40 protein-coding genes are annotated in these 26,115 nt (G+C 64.6%); 5 read left to right on the forward strand and 35 right to left on the reverse strand.

From position 1 onward, the window contains the following. Nucleotides 1-55: 55 nt before the first annotated feature. Nucleotides 56-598 carry a SixA phosphatase family protein gene (locus tag EWH10_RS08210; protein ID WP_044661347.1) on the forward strand — a complete coding sequence of 181 codons (543 nt, stop codon included), beginning with the start codon at nt 56-58 and terminating at the stop codon, nt 596-598. Nucleotides 599-719: 121 nt separating this feature from the next. Here the strand turns inward: EWH10_RS08210 and EWH10_RS08215 are convergent, their stop codons facing one another. The 5 genes from EWH10_RS08215 to rpmF form a co-directional block, all read right to left on the reverse strand. Then, a complete protein-coding gene (locus EWH10_RS08215; protein WP_044661346.1) occupies nt 720-1,073 on the reverse strand; it encodes a MerR family transcriptional regulator in 354 nt (117 codons plus the stop codon). 72 nt (nt 1,074-1,145) lie between these two features. After that, on the reverse strand, nt 1,146-1,442 hold the full coding sequence (ihfA, locus tag EWH10_RS08220) for an integration host factor subunit alpha (protein ID WP_007687990.1): 297 nt from the start codon (nt 1,440-1,442) through the stop codon (nt 1,146-1,148). 568 nt (nt 1,443-2,010) lie between these two features. Continuing rightward, complete coding sequence (locus tag EWH10_RS08225) at nt 2,011-2,979, reverse strand: beta-ketoacyl-ACP synthase III (protein ID WP_044661345.1); 969 nt, start codon at nt 2,977-2,979, stop codon at nt 2,011-2,013. Further along, a complete protein-coding gene (gene plsX / locus EWH10_RS08230) occupies nt 2,976-4,001 on the reverse strand; it encodes a phosphate acyltransferase PlsX (RefSeq protein ID WP_037481578.1) in 1,026 nt (341 codons plus the stop codon). Before plsX ends, EWH10_RS08225 begins: the two co-directional genes overlap by 4 nt. A 68-nt stretch (nt 4,002-4,069) precedes the next feature. Further along, a complete protein-coding gene (rpmF, locus tag EWH10_RS08235; protein WP_013848214.1) occupies nt 4,070-4,249 on the reverse strand; it encodes a 50S ribosomal protein L32 in 180 nt (59 codons plus the stop codon). 207 nt (nt 4,250-4,456) lie between these two features. Here rpmF and EWH10_RS08240 point away from each other — a divergent pair, with 207 nt between their 5' ends. Continuing rightward, a complete protein-coding gene (locus EWH10_RS08240) occupies nt 4,457-4,888 on the forward strand; it encodes an MAPEG family protein (RefSeq protein WP_025547313.1) in 432 nt (143 codons plus the stop codon). Between the two features lie 2 nt (nt 4,889-4,890). On the opposite strand, the gene EWH10_RS08245 is transcribed toward EWH10_RS08240, so the two are convergent. The 5 genes from EWH10_RS08245 to EWH10_RS08265 form a co-directional block, all read right to left on the reverse strand. After that, a complete protein-coding gene (locus tag EWH10_RS08245) occupies nt 4,891-5,547 on the reverse strand; it encodes an MBL fold metallo-hydrolase (RefSeq protein ID WP_025547311.1) in 657 nt (218 codons plus the stop codon). A gap of 164 nt (nt 5,548-5,711) precedes the next feature. Next, nucleotides 5,712-6,137 (reverse strand): RrF2 family transcriptional regulator, encoded by a 426-nt coding sequence (locus EWH10_RS08250; protein ID WP_013848211.1) that lies wholly within the window; start codon nt 6,135-6,137, stop codon nt 5,712-5,714. A gap of 39 nt (nt 6,138-6,176) precedes the next feature. Continuing rightward, complete coding sequence (locus EWH10_RS08255) at nt 6,177-7,214, reverse strand: glycerophosphodiester phosphodiesterase (protein ID WP_165363350.1); 1,038 nt, start codon at nt 7,212-7,214, stop codon at nt 6,177-6,179. Between the two features lie 11 nt (nt 7,215-7,225). Next, nucleotides 7,226-7,582 carry an ArsC family reductase gene (locus tag EWH10_RS08260; protein WP_025547306.1) on the reverse strand — a complete coding sequence of 119 codons (357 nt, stop codon included), beginning with the start codon at nt 7,580-7,582 and terminating at the stop codon, nt 7,226-7,228. A 5-nt stretch (nt 7,583-7,587) separates the two neighbouring features. Then, entirely contained in the window at nt 7,588-7,968 is a 381-nt protein-coding gene (locus EWH10_RS08265) for a RidA family protein (protein ID WP_025547304.1), read from the reverse strand. 135 nt (nt 7,969-8,103) lie between these two features. Between EWH10_RS08265 and EWH10_RS08270 the strand changes: the two genes are divergently transcribed. Then, the gene (locus EWH10_RS08270) at nt 8,104-8,409 is read left to right on the forward strand and encodes a hypothetical protein (protein ID WP_044661343.1); all 306 of its coding nucleotides are present in this window, start codon (nt 8,104-8,106) and stop codon (nt 8,407-8,409) included. Nucleotides 8,410-8,436: 27 nt separating this feature from the next. Here EWH10_RS08270 and EWH10_RS08275 read toward each other — a convergent pair whose 3' ends face one another. Further along, nucleotides 8,437-8,829, reverse strand: a complete 393-nt coding sequence (locus EWH10_RS08275; protein ID WP_044661342.1) for a globin domain-containing protein — start codon at nt 8,827-8,829, stop codon at nt 8,437-8,439. 116 nt (nt 8,830-8,945) lie between these two features. On the opposite strand from EWH10_RS08275, the gene EWH10_RS08280 reads away from it, so the two are divergent. Beyond that, nucleotides 8,946-9,521 carry a thermonuclease family protein gene (locus EWH10_RS08280; protein WP_065846901.1) on the forward strand — a complete coding sequence of 192 codons (576 nt, stop codon included), beginning with the start codon at nt 8,946-8,948 and terminating at the stop codon, nt 9,519-9,521. A gap of 68 nt (nt 9,522-9,589) precedes the next feature. On the opposite strand, the gene EWH10_RS08285 is transcribed toward EWH10_RS08280, so the two are convergent. The 4 genes from EWH10_RS08285 to EWH10_RS08300 form a co-directional block, all read right to left on the reverse strand. Next, nucleotides 9,590-10,090 carry a glycine zipper 2TM domain-containing protein gene (locus EWH10_RS08285; RefSeq protein WP_044661340.1) on the reverse strand — a complete coding sequence of 167 codons (501 nt, stop codon included), beginning with the start codon at nt 10,088-10,090 and terminating at the stop codon, nt 9,590-9,592. Nucleotides 10,091-10,279: 189 nt separating this feature from the next. Then, the gene (locus EWH10_RS08290; RefSeq protein WP_044661339.1) at nt 10,280-11,335 is read right to left on the reverse strand and encodes a ribonucleotide-diphosphate reductase subunit beta; all 1,056 of its coding nucleotides are present in this window, start codon (nt 11,333-11,335) and stop codon (nt 10,280-10,282) included. Nucleotides 11,336-11,341: 6 nt separating this feature from the next. Further along, complete coding sequence (locus EWH10_RS08295; RefSeq protein WP_044661338.1) at nt 11,342-11,728, reverse strand: endonuclease domain-containing protein; 387 nt, start codon at nt 11,726-11,728, stop codon at nt 11,342-11,344. Nucleotides 11,729-11,818: 90 nt separating this feature from the next. Beyond that, nucleotides 11,819-13,774 carry a ribonucleoside-diphosphate reductase subunit alpha gene (locus EWH10_RS08300; protein WP_025547294.1) on the reverse strand — a complete coding sequence of 652 codons (1,956 nt, stop codon included), beginning with the start codon at nt 13,772-13,774 and terminating at the stop codon, nt 11,819-11,821. Nucleotides 13,775-14,272: 498 nt separating this feature from the next. Between EWH10_RS08300 and EWH10_RS08305 the strand changes: the two genes are divergently transcribed. Continuing rightward, entirely contained in the window at nt 14,273-14,917 is a 645-nt protein-coding gene (locus EWH10_RS08305; protein ID WP_025547292.1) for a glutathione S-transferase family protein, read from the forward strand. A gap of 33 nt (nt 14,918-14,950) precedes the next feature. Here EWH10_RS08305 and EWH10_RS08310 read toward each other — a convergent pair whose 3' ends face one another. The 20 genes from EWH10_RS08310 to rpsS form a co-directional block, all read right to left on the reverse strand. Then, nucleotides 14,951-15,991, reverse strand: a complete 1,041-nt coding sequence (locus tag EWH10_RS08310) for an acyltransferase family protein (RefSeq protein WP_044661337.1) — start codon at nt 15,989-15,991, stop codon at nt 14,951-14,953. Nucleotides 15,992-16,162: 171 nt separating this feature from the next. Then, the gene (locus tag EWH10_RS08315; protein WP_044661336.1) at nt 16,163-16,702 is read right to left on the reverse strand and encodes an SRPBCC family protein; all 540 of its coding nucleotides are present in this window, start codon (nt 16,700-16,702) and stop codon (nt 16,163-16,165) included. A gap of 96 nt (nt 16,703-16,798) precedes the next feature. Then, nucleotides 16,799-17,455 (reverse strand): adenylate kinase, encoded by a 657-nt coding sequence (locus tag EWH10_RS08320; RefSeq protein ID WP_025547288.1) that lies wholly within the window; start codon nt 17,453-17,455, stop codon nt 16,799-16,801. Between the two features lie 48 nt (nt 17,456-17,503). Beyond that, the gene (gene secY / locus EWH10_RS08325) at nt 17,504-18,868 is read right to left on the reverse strand and encodes a preprotein translocase subunit SecY (protein ID WP_013847751.1); all 1,365 of its coding nucleotides are present in this window, start codon (nt 18,866-18,868) and stop codon (nt 17,504-17,506) included. Nucleotides 18,869-19,118: 250 nt separating this feature from the next. Beyond that, the gene (gene rplO / locus EWH10_RS08330) at nt 19,119-19,643 is read right to left on the reverse strand and encodes a 50S ribosomal protein L15 (RefSeq protein ID WP_025547286.1); all 525 of its coding nucleotides are present in this window, start codon (nt 19,641-19,643) and stop codon (nt 19,119-19,121) included. A 155-nt stretch (nt 19,644-19,798) separates the two neighbouring features. After that, nucleotides 19,799-19,975 (reverse strand): 50S ribosomal protein L30, encoded by a 177-nt coding sequence (gene rpmD / locus EWH10_RS08335; RefSeq protein WP_013847753.1) that lies wholly within the window; start codon nt 19,973-19,975, stop codon nt 19,799-19,801. Nucleotides 19,976-19,981: 6 nt separating this feature from the next. Continuing rightward, on the reverse strand, nt 19,982-20,698 hold the full coding sequence (gene rpsE / locus EWH10_RS08340; protein ID WP_044661335.1) for a 30S ribosomal protein S5: 717 nt from the start codon (nt 20,696-20,698) through the stop codon (nt 19,982-19,984). A gap of 2 nt (nt 20,699-20,700) precedes the next feature. Further along, the gene (gene rplR, locus EWH10_RS08345; RefSeq protein ID WP_025547282.1) at nt 20,701-21,054 is read right to left on the reverse strand and encodes a 50S ribosomal protein L18; all 354 of its coding nucleotides are present in this window, start codon (nt 21,052-21,054) and stop codon (nt 20,701-20,703) included. Nucleotide 21,055: 1 nt separating this feature from the next. After that, the gene (rplF, locus tag EWH10_RS08350) at nt 21,056-21,589 is read right to left on the reverse strand and encodes a 50S ribosomal protein L6 (protein ID WP_025547280.1); all 534 of its coding nucleotides are present in this window, start codon (nt 21,587-21,589) and stop codon (nt 21,056-21,058) included. Continuing rightward, on the reverse strand, nt 21,589-21,984 hold the full coding sequence (gene rpsH / locus EWH10_RS08355) for a 30S ribosomal protein S8 (RefSeq protein WP_025547278.1): 396 nt from the start codon (nt 21,982-21,984) through the stop codon (nt 21,589-21,591). Before rpsH ends, rplF begins: the two co-directional genes overlap by 1 nt. 12 nt (nt 21,985-21,996) lie before the next feature. Then, a complete protein-coding gene (rpsN, locus tag EWH10_RS08360) occupies nt 21,997-22,302 on the reverse strand; it encodes a 30S ribosomal protein S14 (protein ID WP_025547277.1) in 306 nt (101 codons plus the stop codon). A 52-nt stretch (nt 22,303-22,354) separates the two neighbouring features. Further along, complete coding sequence (gene rplE, locus EWH10_RS08365) at nt 22,355-22,927, reverse strand: 50S ribosomal protein L5 (RefSeq protein WP_037481563.1); 573 nt, start codon at nt 22,925-22,927, stop codon at nt 22,355-22,357. Continuing rightward, nucleotides 22,927-23,238 carry a 50S ribosomal protein L24 gene (rplX, locus tag EWH10_RS08370; protein WP_025547274.1) on the reverse strand — a complete coding sequence of 104 codons (312 nt, stop codon included), beginning with the start codon at nt 23,236-23,238 and terminating at the stop codon, nt 22,927-22,929. The genes rplE and rplX overlap by 1 nt, the downstream gene beginning before the upstream one ends. After that, entirely contained in the window at nt 23,238-23,606 is a 369-nt protein-coding gene (rplN, locus tag EWH10_RS08375; RefSeq protein WP_007686569.1) for a 50S ribosomal protein L14, read from the reverse strand. Before rplN ends, rplX begins: the two co-directional genes overlap by 1 nt. A 200-nt stretch (nt 23,607-23,806) precedes the next feature. Beyond that, nucleotides 23,807-24,070, reverse strand: a complete 264-nt coding sequence (rpsQ, locus tag EWH10_RS08380; RefSeq protein WP_006960320.1) for a 30S ribosomal protein S17 — start codon at nt 24,068-24,070, stop codon at nt 23,807-23,809. A gap of 15 nt (nt 24,071-24,085) precedes the next feature. After that, nucleotides 24,086-24,289, reverse strand: a complete 204-nt coding sequence (gene rpmC / locus EWH10_RS08385; protein ID WP_013847759.1) for a 50S ribosomal protein L29 — start codon at nt 24,287-24,289, stop codon at nt 24,086-24,088. Nucleotides 24,290-24,292: 3 nt separating this feature from the next. Next, the gene (rplP, locus tag EWH10_RS08390; protein WP_007686573.1) at nt 24,293-24,724 is read right to left on the reverse strand and encodes a 50S ribosomal protein L16; all 432 of its coding nucleotides are present in this window, start codon (nt 24,722-24,724) and stop codon (nt 24,293-24,295) included. 21 nt (nt 24,725-24,745) lie between these two features. Continuing rightward, on the reverse strand, nt 24,746-25,441 hold the full coding sequence (gene rpsC, locus EWH10_RS08395) for a 30S ribosomal protein S3 (RefSeq protein WP_021239758.1): 696 nt from the start codon (nt 25,439-25,441) through the stop codon (nt 24,746-24,748). A gap of 5 nt (nt 25,442-25,446) precedes the next feature. Continuing rightward, nucleotides 25,447-25,833 carry a 50S ribosomal protein L22 gene (gene rplV, locus EWH10_RS08400; protein ID WP_025547267.1) on the reverse strand — a complete coding sequence of 129 codons (387 nt, stop codon included), beginning with the start codon at nt 25,831-25,833 and terminating at the stop codon, nt 25,447-25,449. Next, nucleotides 25,833-26,111 (reverse strand): 30S ribosomal protein S19, encoded by a 279-nt coding sequence (rpsS, locus tag EWH10_RS08405; protein WP_007686576.1) that lies wholly within the window; start codon nt 26,109-26,111, stop codon nt 25,833-25,835. The genes rplV and rpsS overlap by 1 nt, the downstream gene beginning before the upstream one ends. Nucleotides 26,112-26,115 lie beyond the last annotated feature (4 nt).

Here is a 26,115-nt window from a genome sequence, read left to right on the forward strand (position 1 = left end):
CCGAGTCAGCAGGCGTTCCACCTGCTTCGAAATCACTCTGGGACCTGGAGAAAAAATGAAGCGGTTGATCCTGTTCCGTCACGCCAAGTCCGATTGGGACGATCCGGTTGCGCGGGACTTCGACCGGCCGCTCAACCGCCGGGGGGAAAAGGCGGCGCTGGTGATGGGGGAATTCGCCAAGGCGCGCGATCTGCATTTCGACATGGTGGTCGCCTCCCCGGCCGTGCGGGTGGTGGAGACGCTGAACGTCTTCTTCACCGGCTATGGCGAGGTGATCGACCCGCATTGGGACCGGCGCATCTATCTCGCCTCCACGCCCACCCTGTTCGACGTGATCCGCGACCTGCCCGACAGCGCCGGCAGCGTGCTGATGTCCGGGCATAATCCGGGTCTGGAGGAACTGGTCCTCGACCTCGTGCCCGACGATGGCGCGAGCCCGTTGCGCGAGGATGTGGAGGTGAAGTTCCCGACCGCTTCGATCGCGGTGATGGACCTGCCCATCGAACATTGGAGCGAGGCGAAGCCCAATATCGCGACCCTGGCCAGCTTCACGCGCCCGCGCGACCTGGACCCGGCGCTGGGGCCGGGATCGCGCTGAACCGGACGGCAACGCCGATCCCCTGACGGTGGGCGGCGGCGATGGGATGACGGCTGTCCGGACGCGACCGGAAAGGCGCATGATGGCGTGCAGCATATATCCAGATCGGAACGTGCGGTCCCTATTCCCCGATCGCCCTGACCAATAGGGCGCGGATGGCTTCCAGGCGCGGCAGCAGATCGGCGTGGGGGGCCGTTTCGCCATTTTTGGGCGCGGGCGCGACCGGCGGCTCGCCACCTCCATCGGCCAGCGCCTTTTGCGCGCCACGGACGGTGAAGCCCTCGACATTCAGCAGATGGTTGATGCGCCGCACCAGCGCCACGTCGGCCGGGCGGTAATAGCGCCGGTTGCCCGATCGCTGGAGCGGACGGAGCTGGGTGAAGCGGGTTTCCCAATAGCGCAATATGTGCTGCGGCAAATCGAGTTCGCTCGCCAGCTCACTGATCGTCAGAAATGCGCCCTCTGCCTTTTCCATGGTCCTGATGTTGCACCTTTAGCGGCGCAAAGGTCAACCTTCGGGAAAATGGCTGTTTTGCCGACGGCCCCCTCAGGCCGAGGCGACGCGGTCCCGCATCGTCTGGCTGGCGCGGAAGGTCAGCACCCGGCGCGGCTCGATCGGCACTTCCACGCCCGTCTTGGGGTTGCGGCCCATGCGCTGCGTCTTGTCGCGCAACACGAAGGTGCCGAAGCTGGAGATCTTCACATTCTCCCCGCGTTCGAGCGCGGCGGACATATGCTCCAAAATGGATTCGATTAAGGTTGCCGCTTCTGCCCGTGAAAGGCCAATATGACGGTTCACGCTCTCCGCGAGATCCGCGCGCGTCAGAGTTCCGTTACCGCTCATCGCATTTCCCCACCTTGACACCCGTCGAGCCTAAATGCGGGTGATCATTTGACAATGTGCGCGATTCTGCATGATTCGGCAAGATGACCACCCGGCGAAATCCTTAAAAAACCGTGAAAAATGGGCGGTGTAGCGGTCCCGCAATGGGACTGGGGAACAATATGGCGCAGGGATGCCATCCATTTTGGGTGACATCGGCCTGGCAAGGGGATGCTGCCGGGGCGCTGGTTGGTTGAGTCGGAAGTGAAGAGGTCTGGAAAGCAGACAGGCCGCTTTTTCTCACCCGTTCGCCCTGTCGAAGGGCTTCGCTTCTTTGGAACCGTGGGCCCGGAAAAAGGCAAGGCGTCGGACGGGCCCGGCGCGAACGGTTCCTTTTTGGCCTGTTCCGGAACGGATTCCGAACGACTGCATCGGATCGGCGGCTCCAGAGCGCGCTGCGTTAAATCCGGCGCAGGTCGCGCGCTCCAGCTTTTTGCTGTCGCATTCTTTCAAGCAGAAAGCCGGTTCCCATTTGTCGACAGGCTCAGGGCCGGCTTTTCCGCACGATGTTCCAGGACCGATCCTGGCCCTACACCCGCAGGACGCAGGCGCCCCAGGTGAAGCCGCCGCCCATCGCCTCCAGCACCAGCAGGTCGCCGGACTGGATGCGCCCGTCGCGCATGGCGAGGTCGAGGGCCAGGGGAACCGATGCGGCGGAGGTGTTCGCATGGCGATCCACCGTCATCACCACCTTTTCCGGCGCGAGCTTCAGCTTGCGCGCGGTCGCATCGAGGATGCGGGCATTGGCCTGGTGCGGGACCAGCCAGTCGATGTCCGCCGCGGTCATGTCGGCAGCGGCCATCACTTCGGTCAGCACCGAGGCCAGATTGGTGACGGCGTGGCGGAAGACTTCCTGTCCCTTCATCCGCAGCTTGCCGACCGTCTGCGTGGTGGAGGGGCCGCCGTCGACATAGAGAAGCTGGTTGTGGCGGCCGTCGGCGTGCAGTTTCGAAGCGAGGATGCCCCGCTTGCCATCGGTGCTTTCCTCCGCGCCCAGCACGACCGCGCCTGCGCCGTCGCCGAAGAGCACGCAGGTGGTGCGGTCTTCCCAGTCGAGGATGCGGCTGAAGGTTTCCGAGCCGATCACGATGGCGTTTCGCGCCGCGCCCGAGCAGATCATGCTGTCGGCCACGGTGATGGCATAGAGGAAGCCGGAGCAGACCGCCGCCACGTCGAAGGCCACGCAATCGTTGATGCCAAGCGCGGCCTGGACGATGGTGGCGGTGGCCGGGAAGGTCTGGTCAGGGGTGGCGGTGGCCAGCACGATCAGGTCGATGTCCTGCGCGGACAGGCTGGCGGCTTCCAGCGCCGCCCTGGCCGCATCGGTGGCGAGCGTCGCTGTGGTTTCACCCTCTCCCGCGATGTAGCGGGTGCGGATGCCGGTGCGCTCGACGATCCATTCGTCGCTCGTGTCCACGGTCTGCGCCAATTCGGCATTGGTGACGGAGCGGACCGGCAGGGCGGAGCCCGTGCCCAGGAGAACGGATCGGCGGATCACTTTGCGGGCAGCTCCATCCTGGATGCCGGGGCGGTCAACCCCTCGATCCCGTGCATGTCGGCGGCGATGCGCCGGGTGATGTCTTCCTCCAGCAGCCGGGCGGCGACATGGACGGCATTGGCGACGCCCTTGTCGTTTGCGCTGCCATGGCTTTTCACGACCACGCCATTGAGGCCGAGGAAAACGGCGCCATTATGGTTGTTGGGGTCGAGATGATGGCGCAGCAGGTGCATCGCGGGCTTGGAGATCAGGAAGCCGAGCTTGGAACGGATCGAGCTGGTGAAGGCGGTGCGCAGCAGGTCGGTGACGAAGCGGGCCGTGCCCTCCGCCGTCTTCAATGCGACATTGCCGGAAAAGCCGTCCGACACGATGACGTCGACATCGCCCCGGCCAATCTTGTCGCCCTCCGTAAAGCCTTCGAAGGACAGCGGCAGGCTGGTCGCGGCGCGCAGGATCGCGGCGGCGTCGCGGATTTCCTCCGTCCCCTTCATTTCTTCCGTGCCGATGTTCATCAGGCGGACGCGGGGCCGCTCCAGATCGAGCGCGATGCGGGCATAGGCGGCGCCCATCACCGCGAACTGGACAAGGTTGCGGGCGTCGCATTCGGTGTTGGCGCCCAGATCCAGCATGACCACGTCATTGTCGCCCAGGGTCGGCAGCATGGCGGCCAGCGCGGGCCGGTCGACGCCCTTCATGGTGCGCAGGGCGAGCTTCGCCATCGCCATCAGCGCGCCGGTATTGCCGGAGGAGACCGCAGCGCCGCAATCGCCCGCCTTCACCGCCGCGATCGCCATGCTCATCGAACTGGTCTTCTTGCGGATGGCGACGCTGGGCTTGTCGCCTGAAGCCACCACATCGGGCGCGTGGACGATTTCCGACGCGGCGCGCAGATTGGGGTGGTTGTCGAGCGCGGACTTGATCCGCGCCTCGTCCCCGAAAAGGGTGAAGCGCAACCCTTCGTGACGGCGACGGGCGAGCGCAACGCCCGCCATCATCACGCGTACGCCTTCATCCCCGCCCATCGCGTCGATTGCGATTCGCGGTTGGCTGGACAAGTTAACGCACCCTTTTCAGGAGAAATGCTTGAGCGTCAGGCCCCGACGGCGACGACTTCACGGCCGTTATAGTGGCCGCAGGCGTCGCAGAGATTGTGCGGGCGCTTCAGTTCGCCGCAGTTCGAGCATTCCTGATAGGCCTCGACACGCAGCGAGTCATGGCTGCGGCGCATGCCGCGGCGGGACGGGGACGTTTTCCTCTTGGGGACAGCCATGTCGGCACCTTATTCCATAAATTGATCTGTTAGTGCGACTGGCCGTATCCGATGGATGACGACGCCAACGGCGCCGCAGACCCATGCGGCCCGGATGATCGCGAAGCCCTGCGCCTATAGCGTTTTTTGGCCCGTGCGCAAGTCCTTCTTGCCCCGCCATGCCGCCGCCCTATTCTGGGGGCGTCGCCATGAAAGGGGGGAAATCCGATGTTGCTGCCGATCACGCTGACGCTGGCCGCCGCCTGCGCGCTGCTCAACATGTGGCTGGGGATTCGATGCGCGCGAATCCGGATTTCGGATCATGTGCTGCACGGCGACGGTGGCAGCGCGCTGTTGGCCAAGCGGATGCGCGCGCATGCCAATTTCATCGAATATGTGCCGGTGACGCTGATTCTCTTCGGACTGGTGGAACTGGCGGTCGGGGCGTCGATCTGGCTCTGGGGCGCGGCGCTGGCGCTGGTGCTGGCGCGAATCGCCCATGGCTTCGGGATGGATGCGGAGAAGCCGACCGTCTGGCGCGGCGCAGGAGCGCTGCTGACCTGGGCGGTGATGGTCGGCATGGCGGTGGCGGCGCTCACTGTCGCCTATGGCGCGACGCGGGAGGTGCCGGCGCCGCCCGCCATGGCGATGGTTCGATAGGGTCAGGCGAGGACGGCATCCCCCACGAAGGGATTGGTGCGGCGTTCATGGGCGAAGTTGCTCATCGGGCCGTGGCCGGGGACGAAGGCCGTGTCGCCGCCCAACGGCCAGAGCTTGCCGGTGATCGCATCGACCAACTGCTGATGATTGCCCATGGGGAAGTCGGTGCGGCCGATCGACCCCTGGAACAGCACGTCCCCGACGATGGCGAGCTTGCTGGGCGCATGGTGGAAGACGACGTGGCCGGGCGTGTGGCCGGGGCAGTGATAGACGTCGAGCGTGAGGTCGCCGACCGTGACCTGATCGCCGTCCTCCAGCCAGCGGTCGGGTTCGAAGCTTTCGCCGTCGATGCCGTATCGGGCGCCGTCCTCGCCCAGCCGGTCGATCCAGAAGCGGTCGGCTTCATGCGGCCCCTCGATCGGAACGCCCAGATCGCGGGCGAGGATGCCCGCCTGACCGCAATGGTCGATATGACCGTGGGTGACGAGGATCTTCTCTATGGTGACGCCATGCTGCTCGGCCGCCCTTTTCAGAATGGGCAGGTCCGCGCCCGGATCGACGAAGGCGCCGCGATGGGTCGCCGTGCACCAGAAGAGCGTGCAATTCTGCTGGAGCGGCGTGACGGGGATCAGGGCGGCTTTGAGGGGCGGAGTCGTCATGGCGCTGATGTGGCGAAGCTGCGCGCCGGGTGCAAGGCCTTGGGGAGCGAGGGGCATTCGAGGGGGCTGGGGCGGCTTGCTGCTTTTCCGCTTTCCCCGATGCACAAGCTGCTCCCGCGAAGGCAGGAGCACGGCGCGCCTGATGGCTCAACCGGCCAAGGTTCCTAACCCATTTCCTCCGTCGCGAAGGGTTCCGCCAGGCTGATGCTGTCGAGCACCTTGGCGGTTTCGTCGCGCACGCGGAGCATCACCCGGTGCAGGCGGCATTCCGATTCGGGCAGGCAGTTGGTGCAGGTCTCATGCGCGAAGCGGCTGGCGCAGGGGGTGAGCGCAAGCGAGCCGCGCGTCAGCCGGACGATGTCGCCATAGCTGATGTCGACCGGGGCCAGCGCCAGCCAATAGCCGCCATCCCGCCCACGCTGCGTCGCGACCAACCCTTCGCGCGCCAGTTCCGACAGGATCACCGTCAGGAATTTGGACGGGATATTCTGGCGCGTGGCGATCTCGTTCAGGGGCACCGGGCCTTGCCGGTAGCGGTCTGCGAGATGCTGGAGGGCGCGGATGGCGTAACGGGTCTTCTGCGAAAGCATAGGGCTGTTATTCGCTCCCGCCGGAGATTTGACAAGACATCAGGGCGCGGGATTCAGCGCCTGCCGCGCCTGTTTCGGAAAATCGCTGAACATCGCGTCGACGCCCGTGCCGGCGACCGCCCGGACATAGCCGGCAAAGTCCCCCCTGCCCTGCGGATCGTCCGGGCGCTGGAAGGCGGCGGGCAGGAAGCCGTTTTCCATGCGCAGCGTCCAGACATGGACCTGCAACCCGGCCTGATGGGCGCGGTCGACAAGGCCCGTCGACCCGTCGGGGGCAAGCACCATGGCGGTCGCAGGGCCGACGCCGTCCGCATAGTCAGCGATCTGTTGCAGCCCCTGGGTCGTCATCATGTCGGCATAGGTCGTGCCGGGTTCATCGGCCGGTCCGCCCTCGCCGTCCACCAGTTGGATCAGGCGCAGGCGGGTCGCCGCGCGCAGGGCCTTGAGGTTGCCGACCTCGAAGGACTGGATGAAGACCGGATCGGCCTCCGTCTGATAGCCATATCGGCTGAGCAGCGCGAGCAAGGGCTGCTGATGCGGCAGGCCGATGCCCGCGAAATAGCCGGGATGCTTGGTTTCGGGATAGAGGCCGATGCGGCGGCCAAGCTCCGCCTCCTTGGCGCGGACCAGCTTCAATATCTCCTCGAAGGTCGGAATGAGGTACAGGTCGTTGAAGCGGCTGTTGGCGGGGCGAAGCTGCGGCAGCCGTTCGCGGGCGCGCAGCGTGCGCAGTTCCGCGAGCGTGAAATCCTCCGTGAACCAGCCGGAGACGGGCTGGCCGTCGATGGTCTTGCTGGTTCTGCGGGTAGCGAATTCGGGATGATCCGCGACATCGGTGGTGCCGCCAATCTCATTTTCATGCCGGGCGACGAGGACGCCGTCGCGGGTCAGCACCAGGTCCGGCTCGATATAGTCGGCGCCCTGGTCGATCGCGCGCTCATAGGCGGCGAGCGTATGTTCGGGCCGCTCGCCGCTGGCGCCGCGATGGGCGATGATGAAGGGTTCGGCCATCGCAGGCGCCGCCATCAACAGGGTGAGGAGGAGGATGGCGGCCCGATACATGCCCGGCCGGAGCATCCTCCCCACGGTCATGCCTTCACGCCCTCCAGAGCGTCCTCATAGGTGGTCGCCTTGAAGCCGACGATGGTGCGGTCGCCCAGGTCCAGGATCGGGCGCTTGATCATTGAGGGGTTGCTCATCATCAGCAGAATCGCCTTTTCCGAGTCGATATGCGCCTTGTCGCCCGCGTCCAGCGCCTTGAAGGTGGTGCCGGAACGGTTGAGGATGGTTTCCCACCCATGTTCCATCACCCATTCCTCCAGCTTCGCCTTGTCGACGCCCGACACCTTATAGTCGTGGAAGCTGTAGGCCTTGCCGCTATTGTCGAGGAAATTGCGCGCCTTCTTGATCGTGTCGCAATTCTTGATGCCGTACATGGTCAGCATGGCTGTTATCCCTTGAACGCGGTGACTTCGATCTCGATCTTCATCTCCGGCTTGATGAGGCCGGTGACGATGCAGCTCGCGGCGGGGCGGATGTCGCCGAAGACCGGTGCGGTCGCCTCCCCCAGCACATCCCAATAGGCCGGGTCCGTGATGTAATAGGTGACGCGCACCACGTCCGCGAAGGAGAAGCCCGCCTCCTCCAGCGCCCGGCCGATGACCTTCAGCGCGTTCCTGCCCTGATCGACGACGGATTCGGGCATGGCCCTGGTTTCGGGATCGGTGCCGGTGGTGCCGGCGACGAAGCACCAGTCGCCCTGGACGACGGCGCGCGAATAGCCGACCTGCGCCTCGAAGGGCGAGCCGGAGGAAATAAGCTGGCGGGGCATGGAAGTTCCTTGTGCAGAACGAAGCGAAAAGGATCGCCGCGGCTCTTGCCCCGTTCGCGGGATGCTGTCCAGCGCCTTTTGCCCGGCGGGAACGGCGCGGGCCGCCGGCCGTTGGAGCGGGAAAGGAGACAGAGCATGAACCGACCCGACAACAGTCCCTTTCCCGACACGGGCGAGGAGAATGACGAACAGGCCGAAGCGGGTTCGCAGGCGCAGGACGTGGCCGATGAGGCGCGGGTGCGGTCGACGGACCTGGCCGAGGACAGCGAGCGCGGCGGGCGGCCCAACCCGGCGCAGATCATTCCCGACGACACGCCCGATCTGGTCGAGCGGATGGAGGAGATGAACCGATCCGGCCGGATCGACAATGACGCCTTCGCCGGCGAACCGCAGATGGACGATGAGGAGGATATATTGGGGCCGACCGAGGACGAGGAATAAGGTCCGGCCCGCCGGCCTGCTATCCGGCTAAGCCGCGTTCTGGTCCAGCGACAGGTTGATCATCCCCCGCGCCATATGGCCGAGCGCATCGGCCATGGCGGCGGCGAGTTGCGGGTCGATGCCCGGTTGCGCCTTTATGGCGCGGGTCATGGCGGCGGACCATCGATCCGCCAGCGCCGAGGTGATCGGGAAGGCGCGGTGCAGCGACATGATGCACTGGCCGCGTTCGAACCAGTCGCGCGGGCCGCCGGACCATCCCGCCAGAAAGCGGGTGAGACCATGGCGCACGGCGCTGAGGTCGGCCGCATGGATGGCGCGCAGATCGGCATAGGCGGGGTTCCGGTCGATCAGGTCGTAGAAACGGTTGGCGATGGCGGCGACGGTCGCTTCGCCGCCGATGCGGGCATAGGGGGTGGTCATGGAGCCTCCTGCGGATGGGCACAGCGTGGCGGCTTGCGGGCGGCGATCATTGATCAGGGTCAAATCGGACGCTTTTGGCGCGAGACGGCAGGAGCGGCTTTCGTTATGGCCGCGTCATGAGCCGAGGGTCGAGGAAGAAGCGCAGCGAAACGGTCTGGTTGGCGGAGGCGCGTCGGGCTGGGCGCGGGCGCCTGCAACCCAGGAAGTCCCGTGGGCCCTCCATCGCCGTCCTGGTGATCGGCGGGGTGCTGATCGGCGCGGCGCTTGGCTGGTTCGGGCCGGACCTGGCGCAGCGCTTCCAGAGGAGTGGGCGGGAGGCCGCCTTTCCCGTCGCAGGGGACAGCCTGTCGGCGCAATTCGGCTTCTGCCATGTCGGCGGGGGCGTCAATTGCGTGGTCGACGGAGACACCTTCTGGTTCCATAGCGAGAAGGTGCGGGTGATGGACATCGACGCGCCGGAAACGCACGGGCCGCGCTGTGCCGAGGAAGCCGCTCTGGGAGCGCGCGCGACGCAGCGATTGCAGCAGTTGATGAATGCCGGCCCTTTCTCGCTGGAGAGCGGGGATCGGGAGACGGACCGCTATGGGCGGGCGCTGCGGGTGGTGACGCGCGGCGGGCAGTCGATCGGCGAGATGCTGGTGACCGAAGGGCTGGCGCGGGAATGGGACGGGGCGCGGCATCCATGGTGTTGATGGCCCGCTATTGATGGCCCGGTGTTGAGCGGGTCGGGAGGGGAAGGCCTTCGCCCTCCCCTCACGGCTTAGCGGCAACTCAGATTGCCGCGGTCGATCTCCTGGCCCAGCAGCGCGCCCGCGCCTGCGCCGATGAGGATGCCCGCCGTGTTCGAATAGCCGCGGTCGAGCTGGCCGCCGAGCAGGCCGCCCAGCGCCGCGCCGACGATGAGGCCGGTGGTCCCGTCCGAACGGCGGCAATAATAGCGGTCGTCATAGCCGCGATAGATGCGGGTGGAGCGGGTGACGCGGATCGGCTCATAGCCGCCGCGATAATAGCGGTCGGGCCGATAGTAGCGGCCATAGCGCGGGTCCGGCCGGTTCCAGTCATAGCTGTAGATCACGCCGCCGGGACGGCGCCAGCCTTCGTGACGGCCATTGTCGTGGCGGCCGCCATGCTTCCAGTCGTCGCGGCCATGGCCCTTGCCATGTCCGGCCCATGGCGGCGGATCGGCGGCTGCGGGGGCGGCGCTCAGCGTCACGGCGCCAAGCGACAGGGCGGCGAAAGCGGTTTTCAGGGTGGATTTCATCTCTGGCTCCCTTGGTCGACTTTTCGATGGGAGCACAACAAACCAAAGCAGATAAACGTTGCATGAACGGAACAAAACAGGGCGTTCATGCGGGGGTCAGCTTGCCGGCCGGCGGGACTGCCGGGGAAGCATTGCCTTGGACCGAAGCGCGGCACCGTGGGAGCGGTGCCGCCTTTTCGCCTGTCATGATTATTCCGCCGCGATCCCGGCCGCCTTGAACATATCCGGATCGCCCGCTTCATCCGCATTGGCGGCGGTGCTGCCCTTGAGCTTGGAGCGGCGGTCGAACGCATCCCACACGTCGTTCCATTGGCCGCGGGTCGCCGCCTTCGAATATTCGGTGGCGCGGGTTTCGAAGAAATTGGCGTGCTCCACGCCGTTCAGCAGCGGGGTCAGCCAGGGGAGCGGGTGCTCGTCGATCATGTAGATGGGCTTCAGGCCCAATTGCCCCAGGCGCCAGTCGGCGATGTAGCGGACATATTTCTTGATGTCCTTGGGCGTCATGCCGGGCACCGGGCCCATTTCGAAGACGAGGTCGACGAAGGCGTCCTCGATGCGGACGGTCTTCTGGCACATGTCCATGATGTCGTCCTTGACCGCCGGGGTCAGGCAGTCGCGTTCCTTCACGAAGGCGTGGAACAGGCGGACGATGCCCTCGCAGTGCAGCGTCTCGTCGCGGACCGACCAGCTCACGATCTGGCCCATGCCCTTCATCTTGTTGAAGCGCGGGAAGTTCATCAGCATCGCGAAGCTGGCGAAAAGCTGCAGCCCCTCGGTGAAGCCGCCGAACATGGCCAGCGTCTTGGCGATGTCCTCGTCCGTGTCGACGCCGAACTGCTGGAGATAGTCGTGTTTGTCCTTCATCTCCTTATACTGCATGAAGGCGCTATATTCGCTTTCCGGCATGCCGATCGTGTCGAGCAGGTGCGAATAGGCCGCGATGTGGACCGTTTCCATGTTGCTGAAGGCGGTCAGCATCATCTTGATTTCGGTCGGCTTGAACACGCGGCCGTATTTTTCGTGGTAGCAGTCCTGCACCTCCACGTCCGCCTGGGTGAAGAAGCGGAAGATCTGCGTCAGCAGGTTGCGTTCATGGTCGCTGAGCTTCTGCGCCCAATCGCGGCAATCCTCGCCCAGCGGCACTTCCTCCGGCAGCCAGTGGAGCTGCTGCTGGCGCTTCCAGAACTCATAGGCCCAGGGATATTCGAAGGGCTTGTAGACCTTGCTGGCTTGAAGAAGGGGCATGGGTTTTTACTCCGCGAAACTTATACCAGACCCTCTCCCCTTGTGGGAGAGGGAGGGGCCCATCGCGTCAGCGATGGGAGGGTGAGGGGTGAAGGCGGCGATGGTTGCCAGCACGCCTTCCAGATTCTGCATCACGTCATGGTTCCAGAAGCGGATCACGCGATAGCCTTCCCGTTCGAGGAAGGCCGTGCGGGGCGCATCTGCCGCTTCTTCATGTTGGCCGCCATCCAGTTCGACGACCAGGCGGGCGGCATGAGAGGCGAAGTCCGCGAAATACGGGCCGATGGGAACCTGGCGGCGGAACTTGGCGCTCGGCAACTTTTCGCGGAGGAGAGTCCAGAGGCGTTTCTCGGCGTCGGTTGCGTTGCGGCGGAGTTCTCTCGCACGGGCGATCCTCGGGTTTGGGCCTTACCCCTCACCTTCCCACGCGGCTTTGCCGCGCGGGCCCCTTCCTCTCCCACAAGGGGAGAGGAAATTATCGGGTCACTGGCAGGCGAGGCACTCGTCATAGTCGGTGGTCTCGCCGATTTCGAATTTGGGGGCGTCGATGGTGTTGTCCGCTTCCACCCCGCCCGCGAAGCCGGCGCGTTGGACCGACTTGGAGCGGAGATAATAGAGCGACTTGATGCCCAGCTCCCATGCCCGGTAGTGGAGCATCAGCAGGTCCCATTTCTCCACATCGGCCGGGATGAACAGGTTCAGCGACTGCGCCTGGTCGATATAGGGCGTGCGGTCGGCGGCCAGTTCGAGCAGCCAGCGCTGGTCGATCTCGAAGCTGGTCTTGAACACATCCTTTTCTTCCTGGGTCAGGAAGTCGAGATGCTGGACGCTGCCGCCCTTTTCCAGGATCGAATTCCACACGGCCGTCGAGTCCTTCGCCTTTTCGACCAGCAGCTTTTCGAGATAGGGGTTCTTGACCGCGAAGCTGCCCGACAGCGTCTTGTGGGTGTAGATGTTCGCCGGGATCGGTTCGATGCAGGCCGACGCGCCGCCGCAGATGATGCTGATCGACGCGGTGGGCGCGATCGCCATCTTGCAGGAGAAGCGCTCCATCACGCCCATGTCGGCGGCGTCCGGGCACGGGCCGCGCTCGACCGCGAGCTGCATCGAGGCTTCGTTCACCTTCTCGTTGATGTGCTTGAAGATGCGCAGGTTCCAGCTTTTCGCCATCGCGCCTTCGAAGGGAAGTCCCCGGGCCTGGAGGAAGGAGTGGAACCCCATCACCCCCAGGCCCACCGACCGTTCACGGCTCGCACTATATTTCGCCCGCGCCATTTCCGGCGGCGCGCGGTCGATATAGTCCTGCAGCACATTGTCGAGGAAGCGCATGACATCCTCGACAAACTGCCTGTCGTCCTTCCACTCATCCCAGGTTTCGAGATTGAGGGAGGAAAGACAGCAGACGGCCGTGCGGTCATTGCCGATATGGTCGCGACCCGTCGGCAAAGTGATTTCGGAGCAGAGGTTGGAGGTCGACACCTTGAGCCCCAGATCGCGGTGATGCTTGGGCATCGTGCGGTTCACGGTGTCGTTGAAGACGATATAAGGTTCGCCGGTGGCGAGGCGGACCTCCACCAGTTTCTGGAACAGGGCGCGGGCGTTGACGCTGCCGCGCACCGACTGGTCCTTCGGGCTGCGCAGGGCGAAGTCCTTGCCGTCGCGCACCGCCTCCATGAACTCGTCGGTCAGCAGGACGCCATGGTGCAGGTTCAGCGCCTTGCGGTTGAAGTCGCCCGACGTCTTGCGGATTTCCAGGAATTCCTCGATCTCCGGATGGGAGATGTCGAGATAGCAGGCAGCCGAGCCGCGGCGCAGGCTGCCCTGGCTGATCGCGAGGGTCAGCGAGTCCATCACGCGGACGAAGGGGATGATGCCGCTGGTCTTGCCGTTGAGGCCCACCGGCTCCCCGATGCCGCGCACATTGCCCCAATAGGTGCCGATGCCGCCGCCCCGGCTGGCGAGCCAGACATTCTCGTTCCAGGTGTTGACGATGCCTTCCAGACTGTCGTCGACCGAGTTCAGATAGCAGCTGATGGGCAGGCCGCGTCCGGTGCCGCCGTTCGACAGCACAGGCGTCGCGGGCATGAACCAGAGGCGCGAGATATAGTCGTAGACGCGCTGGGCATGGTCGGCGTCGTCGGCATAGGCGGCGGCGACGCGGGCGAACAGGTCCTGATAGCTCTCGCCGGGCAGCAGATAGCGGTCCTGCAGCGTGTCCTTGCCGAAATCGGTCAGCAGCGCGTCGCGGCTGGCGTCGGTCACGACATGGAAACGGCGTTCCAGCACGGTTGACGAGCCCGGCGTGGGATCGGCCTTGGGGGCCGGCGCCTGGTCCGAAGGAGCGGGAGCCTTCTTCTTGTCCGCCACGGTTTCGACCACTTCGTCAATCACGGTTGCCACGTCGCTTGCACTCACCTGTTCGCTGTCTCGAAAATCCATGACCAGCTCCCCGAATGTTCCTGTTTCGTTCGATTCGGTCAAGCCGCTGCCGGCCGGGCCGAACGAATGTAGCATTATCGACCCGGTCAGGCACGGAGATGGGGCCAGCAGACGCGATCGCAAGGGCAAAAACAGCCTTCCTCCGGGAACCGGCCCGGTTGGTGCGATCACAATCTGTTGGGTAACCCCCGTTAACCCGATACAAGGGATAGTGCCACAGCTTCATTTCCTTTCAAGGGGGTAAATGACAGTTCGGGGACTCGGTTCATCGACGCGGAGACTCATTTCATCGACGGTCCGGCACGGCGCAGCGCAGCGACGCACGGACTTTCCTTGGCTTTGCAAAAGGCAAGAGGGACAATTTGGCGCGGAAAATAAATTTGGCTTGCCACGCAATTCCCCGGGCCGGGCGATTCCGCGCTTGGCGCTTCGTGACGGATGGATGACAAGACAGGGGAACGGAATGGCACGAACCCATGGCCGACGAGAGGAGCCGACATGATTCTCTATTACCACCCCCTCTCCTCCTGCAGCTGGAAGGTGCTGATCGCCCTTTACGAGAACGGCACGGCTTTCGAAGCGCGCATGCTGGACGATCCGGCCGTGGCGGAGGCGTGGCTGACGCTGTGGCCGCTGGGGAAGTTCCCCGTGCTGCGGGACGAGGCGCGGGACAGGACGGTCGCGGAAACGAGCATCATCGTCGAATATCTGGGACGGCATCATCCCGGACCCTTCCGGCCGATTCCCGAGGATGCCGACGCGGCGCTGGAGGTGCGGCTGATGGACCGGCTGTTCGACCTCTATGTGATGACGCCGATGCAGGCGATCGTCGCGGACAAGATCCGGCCCGAGGGCGTCGCCCGCGATTCCCATGGCGTGGGAGAGGCGCGGCGAATGCTGGGCAAGGCCTATGCGTTGCTGGAGGCGCGGATGGCGGGGCGGCGCTGGGCGGCGGGCGACGATTTCACCTTGGCCGATTGCGCGGCGGCCCCGGCGCTGTTCTATGCCGACAAGATCGAGCCGATGCGCGGGGGTTTTCCGGGGCTGCGCGCCTATCTGGAACGGTTGGAGGCGCGGGAAAGCTTTGCCCGAGTGCTGCGGGAGAAGCAGCCCTGGTGGTCCATGTTTCCCTTTGCGGATTAGGCCTTAGGGATCGAGCAGCGCTTCCGAATCGCCTCAGGCCCGGCTCGGGGCCGTCTCGCGCGGCGCGGCGCGTTCCCGGCGACGGCGCCACCAGCCCAATATCGCCTCGCCAGCCGGCCGTTCGACCAGCCGGTTGATCAGCGTGCCCAGCGCCAGCGCCACGGCGAACGCCGCCGCAAATCCCGCCCAGGGGCTATATCCCGCCTCCGCCATCTTGAGCATCACGACGAAACCGACATGCTGGTGGATGAGGTAGAAGGAATAGCTGATACCGCCCATCCAGACGAGCGGACGAAGGCTGAGGAAGTGCAGCCGCCCGGCGGTCAGCGCTGCGAAGGCGGCGAGCAGCAGGAGGCCGGCCAGCATGATGTCCGGGCTGTCGATCGTCGCGATCGACAGCAGCGCAAGCGCCGCATAGGGCGCCTGTTGCCGCCAGCTCCGCTGCCCTGCCCAGACGCGATAGGACAATATGCCGATGATGAAGAAGGGCACGTAGCGCAGCACCAGCAGCATCACGATCCGCTCCGGCATGCCCGGCCACAGCGCATAGAGCCAGCGCAGGGCCAGCCAGGCGAGCAGTACGGGTTCCAGCCGCCTGAGGCCCGTCCACTTCCAGATCGACAGCATGCAGACATAGAAGGCGATCTCTACCGTCAGCGTCCAATAGGCGCCGTCGACCTCCGGCAGGAAGGCGAAGCCCTGCAGCATGGTGACATTGGCCAGGATCGCTCCCGGCCCGATCAGCAGTTGCGAGACATGGGCCAGATATTCGATGCCCAGCGTCAGCAGCATGGCGACCAGATAGGCGGGATAGAGCCGGGCGAAGCGGTTGATCAGGAAATCGGCGGTGGTGCGGATGCGATCGAGCGTGAAGAAGATCGCGAAACCGGAGATGGCGAAGAACAGCAGCACCCGGTAATTGCCGCCCAGAAAGCGGAAGGGCACATGGGCCGCCTGGGGGAACAGCTCATGGAAGCGCGTCGAATAGTGGAAGACGAGCACGCACAGCGCGCCCAGCCCCCGCAAGGCGTCCAATTCCGTCAGGCGGCGGGTGGAAGGGCGCGGCCCCGTCATGAGTCCGCCATAGCAACAGAACAGCAATCATACCGTTAATATCGTGGTTAACGCGCAGCCCGGCGGCATTTCCGGAAAAAAGCGGCGGTGGCGCGACGAGGCCGGTTGCGCGCCCGTCGGCCTATCGGCTGGCATGGCATTGCACGTCAGCGGCGCAACCGGGGTGGAAAGCTATTGCCCGCCTGCTTCCGCGGCGCGTTTCAGCCCCTGCAACTGTTCGGCCAGCACCCTGTCGACGATCGGAGCGATGCCCGCCGCACCGGTGCGGAGATAGCCGCCGACGACATAGCTCATCCCGACGCGCGCGCCCTCGCCGTCGGGCGCAATGTCGAAGGTGAGCGTGCCGGTCACCGCCTCCGCCTGCAACGGGCCCAGCGCTCCGGACAGGCGCAACTGCCTGTCGGGCTGCGCCTGGATCACGCGGCCATGCTCGACGCTGCCCGGCCTGCCGTCCTTCCCCGGCACCTTCTCGCAAAAGCAGCCGCCGGCTACGGGATCGAGGCTGAGATTGGCGGCGTCGCCGCTATATGTATGCTGCCCGTTCCACCAGCGCCCCGGCTGCCCCAACAGCCGATAGACGGTGGCCGCGTCGGCGGAGATGTGGATGCTGTTCTCCACGGCGAAGCCATGATCGCTGCTGCCGGTGACGGCAGAATGGGCCGGCGCAGCCATCGCCACGCCAGCCCATATCCATATCCGATGCTTTCCCATCGCGCCTTCCCTTCCCTGATCAGGAGGGTAGCCTAATGCCGATTGCCGCATTTGCCGAGCGGCCGAATGCGACAATCCGGCGCGAACGGAGAGGTGTCAGGCGCCTTTGCCGTCCAATATGGCGGCAATCGCGACCGTCACATCGTCCATATCGGCCATGCCGTCGACCCGCGAGACGATGCCGCGCGCTTCGTAGATCGGCAGGATCGGCGCGGTCTTGGCGCGATATTCGGCCATGCGGGTGCGGACGGTCTCCTCATTGTCGTCGGGACGGCGCTTGAACTCGTGCCCATGGCACTTGTCGCACTCGCCCTCGACCTTGGGCTGCTTGAAGCTGTCGTGATAGCCCTCGCCACAGGTCGCGCAGGTGAAGCGGCCGGTGATGCGCTCTACCAGGGCATCCTCGTTCACTTCCAGTTCGATCACATGGTCTAGGGTGCGGTTGCGGTCGGCCAATATGCCGTCCAGCGAATGGGCCTGCGCCTCGGTCCGCGGATAGCCGTCGAAGATCACGCCGGTTTCGGGCGCCAGGGCATCCAGCGCCTCCCCGATGATGCCGGAGACGATCTCGTCCGACACCAGTTCGCCGGCCTCCATCACCGCCTTGGCCTTGAGGCCGATGGGCGTCCCGGCCTTCACCGCCGCGCGCAGCATGTCGCCGGTCGAGAGTTGCACCATGGCCCGGCTGTCCACCAGGCGCGTCGCCTGCGTTCCCTTGCCGGCGCCCGGAGGGCCGAGCAGAATGATATTCATGTCGCGCATTCTCCCCTGTTCTTCGCGCTTTTTACCGTTCCGCGCCGCTTAGCGCAGACGCCCTTTCAGCTTCGCCTTCTTGATCAGATCCCCATATTGATGGGCGAGCAGGTGGCTCTGGATCTGCGTCACGGTGTCGACCGTAACATTGACGACGATCAACAGGCTAGTCCCACCAAGGTAGAAGGGAATGCCCGCCCGGGCGATCACGAATTCCGGCACCAGGCAGATGAAGGCCAAATAGGCCGCACCGATCACCGTGATCCGGGTGAGCACATAGTCGAGATAATTTTCGGTGTTCTTGCCCGGACGGATGCCGGGAATGAAGCCGCCATTGCGCTTCAGATTGTCGGCCGTCTCTTCCGGATTGAACACCACGGCGGTGTAGAAGAAGCAGAAGAAGACGATGCCGAGACCATAGAGCGCCATATAGACCGGGCTGCCGTGCGACAGATACTGGTTCAGCGTCAGCACGAAATCGCCCAGCCTGCTCTCGCCCGCCACGGTCTGGCCGGCGAACTGAGAGACGGTGAGCGGCATCAGCAGCAGCGAGCTGGCGAAGATCGGCGGGATCACGCCCGCCGTGTTGACCTTCAGCGGCAGATGGCTGCGGTCGGCCTGCATCAAGCCCTGGCGCGTCTGGCGCTTGGGATATTGGATCAGCACCCGGCGCTGCGCCCGCTCCATGAAGCAGATGAAGGCGATGAGGCCGAAGCCCAGAACGATCACCAGGAAGATGACCAGGCCGGAAATCGCGCCCGTGCTGCTCGACTTGAACAGGTTGCTGAGCGTCACCGGCAATTGCGCGACGATGCCCGCCATGATGATGAGCGAGACGCCGTTGCCGATGCCGCGCGAGGTGATCTGCTCACCCAGCCACATCAGGAACATGGTGCCGCCGATCAGCGAGATCACCGCCGCGACGCGGAACAGATAGCCCGGATCGACCACCGCCTGCACGCCCGACTGGGCGCCGAAGCTTTCCAGCCCCACGGCGATGAAATAGCCCTGGACGGCGGTCAGGCCCACCGTGCCGTAGCGGGTATATTGGTTCAGCTTCTTGCGGCCGCTTTCGCCTTCCTTCTTGATCGCCGCGAGTTGCGGCGAGAGCGAGGCGGCGAGCTGCACCACGATCGACGCCGTGATATAAGGCATCACGCCCAGCGCGATCAGGCTCATGCGCGAGAGCGACCCGCCCGAGAAGGTGTTGAAGATGTCGAGGATGCCGCCATTGGTCTGCTTGTAAAGCTGCGACAACGCGGTCGGATCGACGCCCGGCAGCGGCACGAAGCTCAGGAAGCGGAAAACGATCAGCGCGCCCAGGGTGAACCACAGGCGCTTCTTGAGGTCGGTCGCCTGGCTGAACTTCGCCAGGCTGAGATTGGATGCGAGCTGGTCGGCTCTCGATGCCATCTTGGCTGCCCTTCAAAACATCTTGCCGGGATTTGGAAAGCCCGGAGCGGAATCGCTAACCCCTTAGCGGGGCGATGGGGCGCTGTCGAACCGGGAATTGCACCCCGTCCATTCCGAATGGCCTTGCGCCTGTCGACAGGCTCAGCCTCCACTCGATACGGACGGCGAGGGTTCCGGAGTCCCCAAAACACGTGGCCCCGCTCACCCATATCGGGCAGCGGGGCCATGCTTGCAAGCCTTACGGCTTAATTCACGCCTTCTTCGCGGCCTTGGCGCTGCCCTTCTTGGCGGCGGCCTTTTCAGCGGCGGGAACGACGGCGATCACTTCGACCTTGCCGCCAGCCTTTTCGACGGCTTCGACAGCGCCCTTCGACGCGCCGGCGACGAGCAGGTTGACCTTGGCCGTCAGCTCGCCCTTGCCGAGCAGACGCACGCCATCCTTGCCGCCACGGGCCAGGGCGGCCGCCTTCAGCGCCGCGTGGTCGATGGTGGCATTGGCGTCCAGCTTGCCGGCGTCGATCGCCTTTTGCACCGCGCCGAGGTTCACGATCGCGTAATCCTTGGCGAAGATGTTGTTGAAGCCGCGCTTCGGCAGACGCATGTGGAGCGGCATCTGGCCGCCTTCGAAGCCGTTGATGCTGACGCCCGAACGCGCCTTCGCGCCCTTCTGGCCGCGACCGGCGGTCTTGCCCTTGCCCGAGCCGATACCACGGCCGACGCGCATCCGGCCCTTGCGGGCGCCGGCATTGTCATTGAGTTCGTTAAGCTTGGTCATAATCTGCACTCGCTTTCGCTATGTTCGCGCGAAGGCCCGATCCACCAGGACCGGGCCGGAGCCCCGGCGAATGCCGGGGCCTCGTGAGGCTGGGCACATCCCGTTGGAAGAAGCGCCCAGCGGTTTGAGATCCCGGCTTGCGCCGGGATGACGGTTTAGTCGACCACCGCCACCATATGGGGCAGCTTCGCGATGGCGCCGCGGACTTCCGCAGTGTCTTCCAGCTCCACCACGCGGTGCATCTTGCCAAGGCCGAGGCCGATCAGAATCTTCTTCTGAGCTTCGGGACGGCGGATCGGTGAGCCGATCTGCTTGATCTTGATCTTCGCCATGATGTCTTACTCCGCAATCGCTTCGGCATCCGCCTGGGCGACTTCGGCCGAGGCGCCGCCGCGACGGAGCAGGTCGGCAACCTTCTTGCCGCGACGCTGCGCCACCGCCTTGGGGCTGACCTGTTCACCCAGCGCCTCGAAGGTCGCCCGGATCATGTTGTAGGGGTTCGACGTGCCGTTCGACTTGGTCACGACGTCAGCGACGCCGAGGCTTTCGAACACGGCGCGCATCGGACCGCCCGCGATGATGCCCGTACCGGCAGGCGCCGAACGCACGGTCACCTTGCCGGCGCCGAAATGGCCCTTGCCGTCATGGTGCAGGGTGCGGCCTTCCTTCAGCGGAACGCGGACCATCGCCTTCTTCGCCGAAGCGGTCGCCTTGCTGATGGCTTCGGGCACTTCGCGCGCCTTGCCATGGCCGAAGCCCGCACGGCCCTTGCCGTCACCAACGACGACCAGAGCGGCGAAACCGAAGCGCTTGCCGCCCTTCACCGTCTTCGAGACGCGGTTGATGTGAACCAGCTTCTCGATCAGCTCCTCACCCTGTTCCTCGTCACGATTGCCGCGACGGTCGTCGCGACGGCCACGGCCGCCACGCTCGCCACGGTTGCGGTCGCCACCACGGCCACGGCCCCGACCGGGACCCCGGCCTTCGGTCTGCTCGCCGCCTTCAACGGCCGCGGGTGCGCCCGGCTGGGCCTGGATATCGTTTTCGTCAGCCATGATCAGAACTCCAGCCCGGCTTCACGGGCCGCATCGGCCAGCGCCTTGACGCGGCCATGGAACAGGAAGCCACCACGGTCGAAGACGACCCGGGTGACGCCGGCGGCGGTCGCCGCAGCGGCAACGCGCTTGCCGACATCCGCAGCGGCATCGGCGGTGGCGCCGGTATTGCCGCGAACATCCTTGTCCAGGGTCGACGCGGCGGCCAGGGTCTTGCCCTGCGCATCGTCGATGATCTGGGCATAGATGTGACGGCCCGAACGGTGGACGCTGAGGCGCGGACGGGTGCCCGAAACAGCCTTGAGCGCGGTGCGGACGCGGCGGCGACGCCGCGCGAAGAGGGAAAGCTTTGCCATCTTACTTCTTCTTCCCTTCCTTGCGGAAGATGAACTCGCCGGCGTACTTGATGCCCTTGCCCTTATAGGGTTCGGGCTTGCGCCAGCGGCGGATCTCGGCGGCAACCTGACCCACCTGCTGCTTGTCGATGCCGCTGATCTCGACCGTGGTGTTGTCCGGGGTCTTGATCTCGATGCCTTCGGGCACCGCGAAGTCGACGTCATGCGAATAGCCGAGCTGCAGCTTCAGGGTCTTGCCCTGGGCATTGGCGCGGTAGCCGACACCGGTGATCAGCAGCTTCTTCGAGAAGCCCTCGGTCACGCCGGTGATCAGGTTCTGGATCAGCGTGCGCTGCATGCCCCAGAAAGCACGGGCGCGCTTGCTGTCATTGGCAGGCTTCACCGCGATCGAGCCTTCCTCGATGCTGTAGGTGACTTCGTCGGCCAGCGGCAGCGACAGGGTGCCCTTGGGGCCCTTCACCGAAAGCTGGCCGTCGGCGATAGCGGCGGTGACGCCCGCGGGGACGGCAACCGGCTTCTTACCAGTACGGCTCATCAGAACACCTCCGCCAGCACTTCGCCGCCGACATTCTGCTCGCGCGCTTCGGCGTCGGACAGAACGCCCTTGGGCGTCGAGACAATGGTGATGCCAAGGCCGTTGCGCACGACGGGAAGTTCCTTGGAACCCGAATAGACGCGGCGGCCGGGCTTGGACACGCGGGCGACATGCTTGATCGCCGGCTGGCCCTCGAAATATTTCAGCTCGATGCGCAGGCCGGCATGCTTGCCGAGCAGTTCCTCGGAATAGCCGCGGATATAGCCTTCGCGCTGCAGCACGTCGAGCACGCGGGCGCGGAGCTTCGAAGCGGGGGACACAACGCTGTCCTTCTTCGCCTGCTGCCCGTTGCGGATGCGGGTGAGCATATCACCCAGGGGATCGGTCAATGCCATCTCAAATGATCCTTACCAGCTCGACTTGGTGACGCCGGGGATCAGGCCCTTGTTGGCCAGATCACGCAACTGCACGCGGCAGAGACGGAATTTGCGGTAATAGGCCCGGGGACGGCCCGTCAGCTCGCAGCGATTGCGCACGCGGGTCGGGTTGCCGTTGCGGGGGATTTCCGCCATCTTCAGACGCGCGATCAGACGCTCCGTGTCGTCGAGCGCGGTATCGGCTGCGATCGCCTTGAGCTTCGCATAGCGGCCGGCATATTTCTTCACCAGCTTCTTGCGGCGCTCATTCTTGTTGATCGAACTCAGTTTCGCCATGACTTAAGTTCTCTTTCTTAGCCTAACGGTTGGAAAGAGAAGCGGGACCTTTTCAGGCCGCCTGCTTCTCTTCGAGCGGGAAGGGGAAGCCGAAGAGACGCAGCAGTTCGCGCGCTTCCTCGTCCGTCTTCGCCGTGGTGGTCACGATGATGTCCATGCCGCGCACCTTGTCGATGCGGTCATAGTTGATCTCGGGGAAGATGATCTGCTCCTTGATGCCGAAGGCATAGTTGCCGCGGCCGTCGAAGCTCTTCGGGTTGAGACCGCGGAAGTCGCGCACGCGGGGCAGAGCGATGTTGATCAGGCGATCAAGGAACTCATACATGCGCTCGCGGCGCAGCGTGACCTTGGCGCCGATCGGCATGCCTTCACGCAGCTTGAACTGCGCGATCGACTTGCGGGCCTTGGTGATGACCGGCTTCTGGCCGGCGATCAGTTCCATTTCCTCGGCGGCCGAAGTGACCTTCTTCTTGTCCTGCGTGGCTTCGCCAACGCCCATGTTGAGCGTGATCTTCTCGATCTTCGGCACTTCCATGACGTTCTTGTAACCGAACTTCTCGGTCATCGCCTTGGCGATTTCGGCGTCATAGAGCGCCTTCGAGCGCGGGATGTACTTGTCGCTCATTACAGCACCTCACCGGACTTGACGGCGACACGGACCTTCTTGCCGTCGCGATCCTCGAAGCGGACGCGGGTCGGCTTGCCATCCTTGTCGGCGACAGCGACGTTCGAAATGTGGAGCGGCGCGGGCTTGCGCTCGATGCCGCCCTGCGGGTTCGCCTGGTCGGGCTTGCGGTGACGCGCATGCACGTTGATGCCTTCGACGAGGACCTTGTCCTCCTTCGGCAGCACCTGCAGGACGGCGCCGGTGCGGCCCTTGTCCTTGCCGGCCAGGATGACGACCTTGTCGCCCTTCTTGATCTTGGCAGCGCTCATTACAGCACCTCGGGGGCGAGCGAGATGATCTTCATGTGCTTCTTGGCGCGCAGTTCGCGAACGACCGGGCCAAAGATACGGGTGCCGATCGGCTCCTCGTTCTTGTTGATCAGCACGGCGGCATTGCCGTCGAAGCGAATCACGCTACCGTCAGCGCGACGCACGTCCTTGGCGGTGCGCACGATGACGGCGCGGTGCACGTCACCCTTCTTCACCTTGCCACGAGGCGCAGCTTCCTTGATCGAGACGACGATGATGTCGCCCACGCTCGCGAAGCGACGCTTCGAGCCGCCCAGCACCTTGATGCACTGGACGCGCTTGGCGCCGCTGTTGTCAGCGACGTCAAGATTGGATTGCATCTGGATCATGGATCCGGTTCCTTCTTATTTGGCCTACCGGGACAATTCCCGGCGGTTCCGAATTTCACTGCACTAGAGCCCTTGGCGAACCATCTGACTCTCCTTTGAGGAGCCATCTGACTCTACGCGAAGCGCGGGCCTGTACCCTTTCCAGGCGGAAAAGGCCAGCCCCGCGCGACACTTTTCTTCAAAGGCTCAGCGAGCCTCCCTCAGGCCGCCGTTTCCGGCGACTTGTGGGTGTCCACGCGCTCGATGACCTTCCAGGTCTTGAGCTTGGAAATCGGAGCGGTCTCCTCTATGCGGACCGTTTCGCCTTCCTTGTAGACATTGCCCTCGTCATGGGCATGGTACTTCTTCGAACGGCGGATGATCTTGCCGTAGAGCGCATGCTTAACCTTGCGCTCCACGCGAACCACCACCGTCTTGTCGGTCTTGTCGGAAACCACCGTTCCCGTCAGCACGCGCTTGGGCATCGTGTGATTTCCTTCTTACTTCGCAGCCGAGCGCGAACGCTCGGACTGAAGGGTCTTGATCTGCGCGATCGACCGGCGGACTTCACGCACGCGGCTGGGCTTTTCCAGCTGGTTGGTGGCCGCCTGGAAGCGCAGGTTGAACTGCTCGCGCTTCAGGTTGTTGAGTTCGGTCGACAGTTCGTCGTCCGTCTTGGTCTTGAGGTCGGCAACGTTCGCCACGGCTTAGCCCTCCAGGTGCGAGGTGTCGCCGAGGCGGGCAACGACCTTGGTCTTGATGGGCAGCTTCATCGCGGCGCGCGAGAAGGCCTCTGCTGCGAGCGGGCCGGGAACGCCGTCCAGTTCGAACAGGATGCGGCCGGGCTTGACGCGGGCCGCCCAATATTCGACCGAACCCTTGCCCTTGCCCTGCCGGACTTCGGCGGGCTTCTTCGACACCGGCACGTCAGGGAACACGCGGATCCACAGACGGCCCTGACGGCGAAGGTGACGCTGGATCGCGCGGCGGGCCGCCTCGATCTGGCGGGCGGTGACGCGCTCGGGTTCCAGAGCCTTCAGACCGTAAGCGCCGAAGTTCAGGGCCGAACCGCCCTTGGCGTCGCCCTTGATCCGGCCCTTGAAGGTCTTGCGGAACTTCATTTTCTTCGGTTGCAGCATGACGCTATACCTACCTTATTCTCAGCGCGCCGGGCGCACGCCGGAGGTCTGAGCCTCCAGCATCAGCCGGTCGGTAGCCATCGGATCGTGACCAAGGATTTCGCCCTTGAAGATCCAGACCTTGATGCCGCAGACGCCATAAGCGGTGTGCGCTTCGGCTTCGGCATAGTCGACATTCGCGCGCAGCGTGTGCAGCGGAACGCGGCCTTCGCGATACCATTCCACGCGGGCGATCTCCGCGCCGCCCAGACGGCCGCCGCAGGTGATCTTGATGCCTTCGGCGCCGAGACGCAGGGCGCTCTGCACCGCGCGCTTCATTGCACGGCGGAACGCCACGCGGCGCTCCAGCTGGTCGGCAATGCCCTGCGCGACGAGCTTGGAGTCGATTTCCGGCTTGCGGATCTCGACGATGTTCAGGCTGACGTCCGAAGAGGTCAGGCTGCCCAGCTTCTTGCGCAGCTTCTCAATGTCCGCGCCCTTCTTGCCGATGATGACACCGGGGCGGGCAGCGTAGATCGACACGCGGCACAGCTTGGCGGGACGCTCTATCACCACCTTGGAGATCGCGGCCTGCGGCAGGTTCTTCATGATATACTGGCGGATCTTCAGATCCTCCAGAAGCAGGCGGCCATAGTCGGCGCCTTCCGCGAACCAGCGGCTGTCCCAGGTACGGTTGATCTGCAGACGCAGACCGATCGGATTGCTCTTGTGACCCATGTCTCTTACGCCTCCGCTTCTTCAGCTGCTTCGCGAACGACGATGCGCACGCGGCTGAAGGGCTTCAGGATCCGGGTCGACTTGCCGCGGCCGCGAGCGTGGAAGCGCTTCATGGTGAAGCTCTTGCCCACCGATGCTTCCGCGACGACCAGCGAGTCGACGTCCAGATTATGATTGTTTTCCGCATTGGCGATGGCCGAAGCCAGCACCTTGCGCACGTCGACGGCCATCGCCTTCTTCGAGAAGGCGAGGATGTTCAGCGCGTCCTCGACCTTGCGGCCGCGGATGAGCGTGGCGACCAGGTTCAGCTTCTGGGCCGAACCACGGATCTGCGTGCCGACGGCCAGCGCCTCATTGTCGGCGACGCGACGGGGAGCCTTTTCCTTGCTCATTAGCGCTTGCCCTTCTTGTCGGCGGCGTGGCCGGGGAAGTAGCGGGTCGGGGCGAATTCGCCCAGCTTGTGACCCACCATGTCCTCGTTCACCGAGACCGGCACATGCTTGCGGCCGTTATAGACGTTGAACGTCAGGCCGACGAACTGCGGCAGGATGGTGGAACGGCGCGACCAGGTCTTGATCGGACCCGAACGGCCACCGGCGTCCTGCGCCACTTCCGCCTTCTTCAGAAGGCTGAGGTCCACGAACGGACCTTTCCAGACGGAACGAGCCATCTCG

This window comes from Sphingobium fuliginis (assembly GCF_004152845.1).
In the GTDB taxonomy this organism is placed as follows: Bacteria; Pseudomonadota; Alphaproteobacteria; order Sphingomonadales; family Sphingomonadaceae; genus Sphingobium; species Sphingobium fuliginis.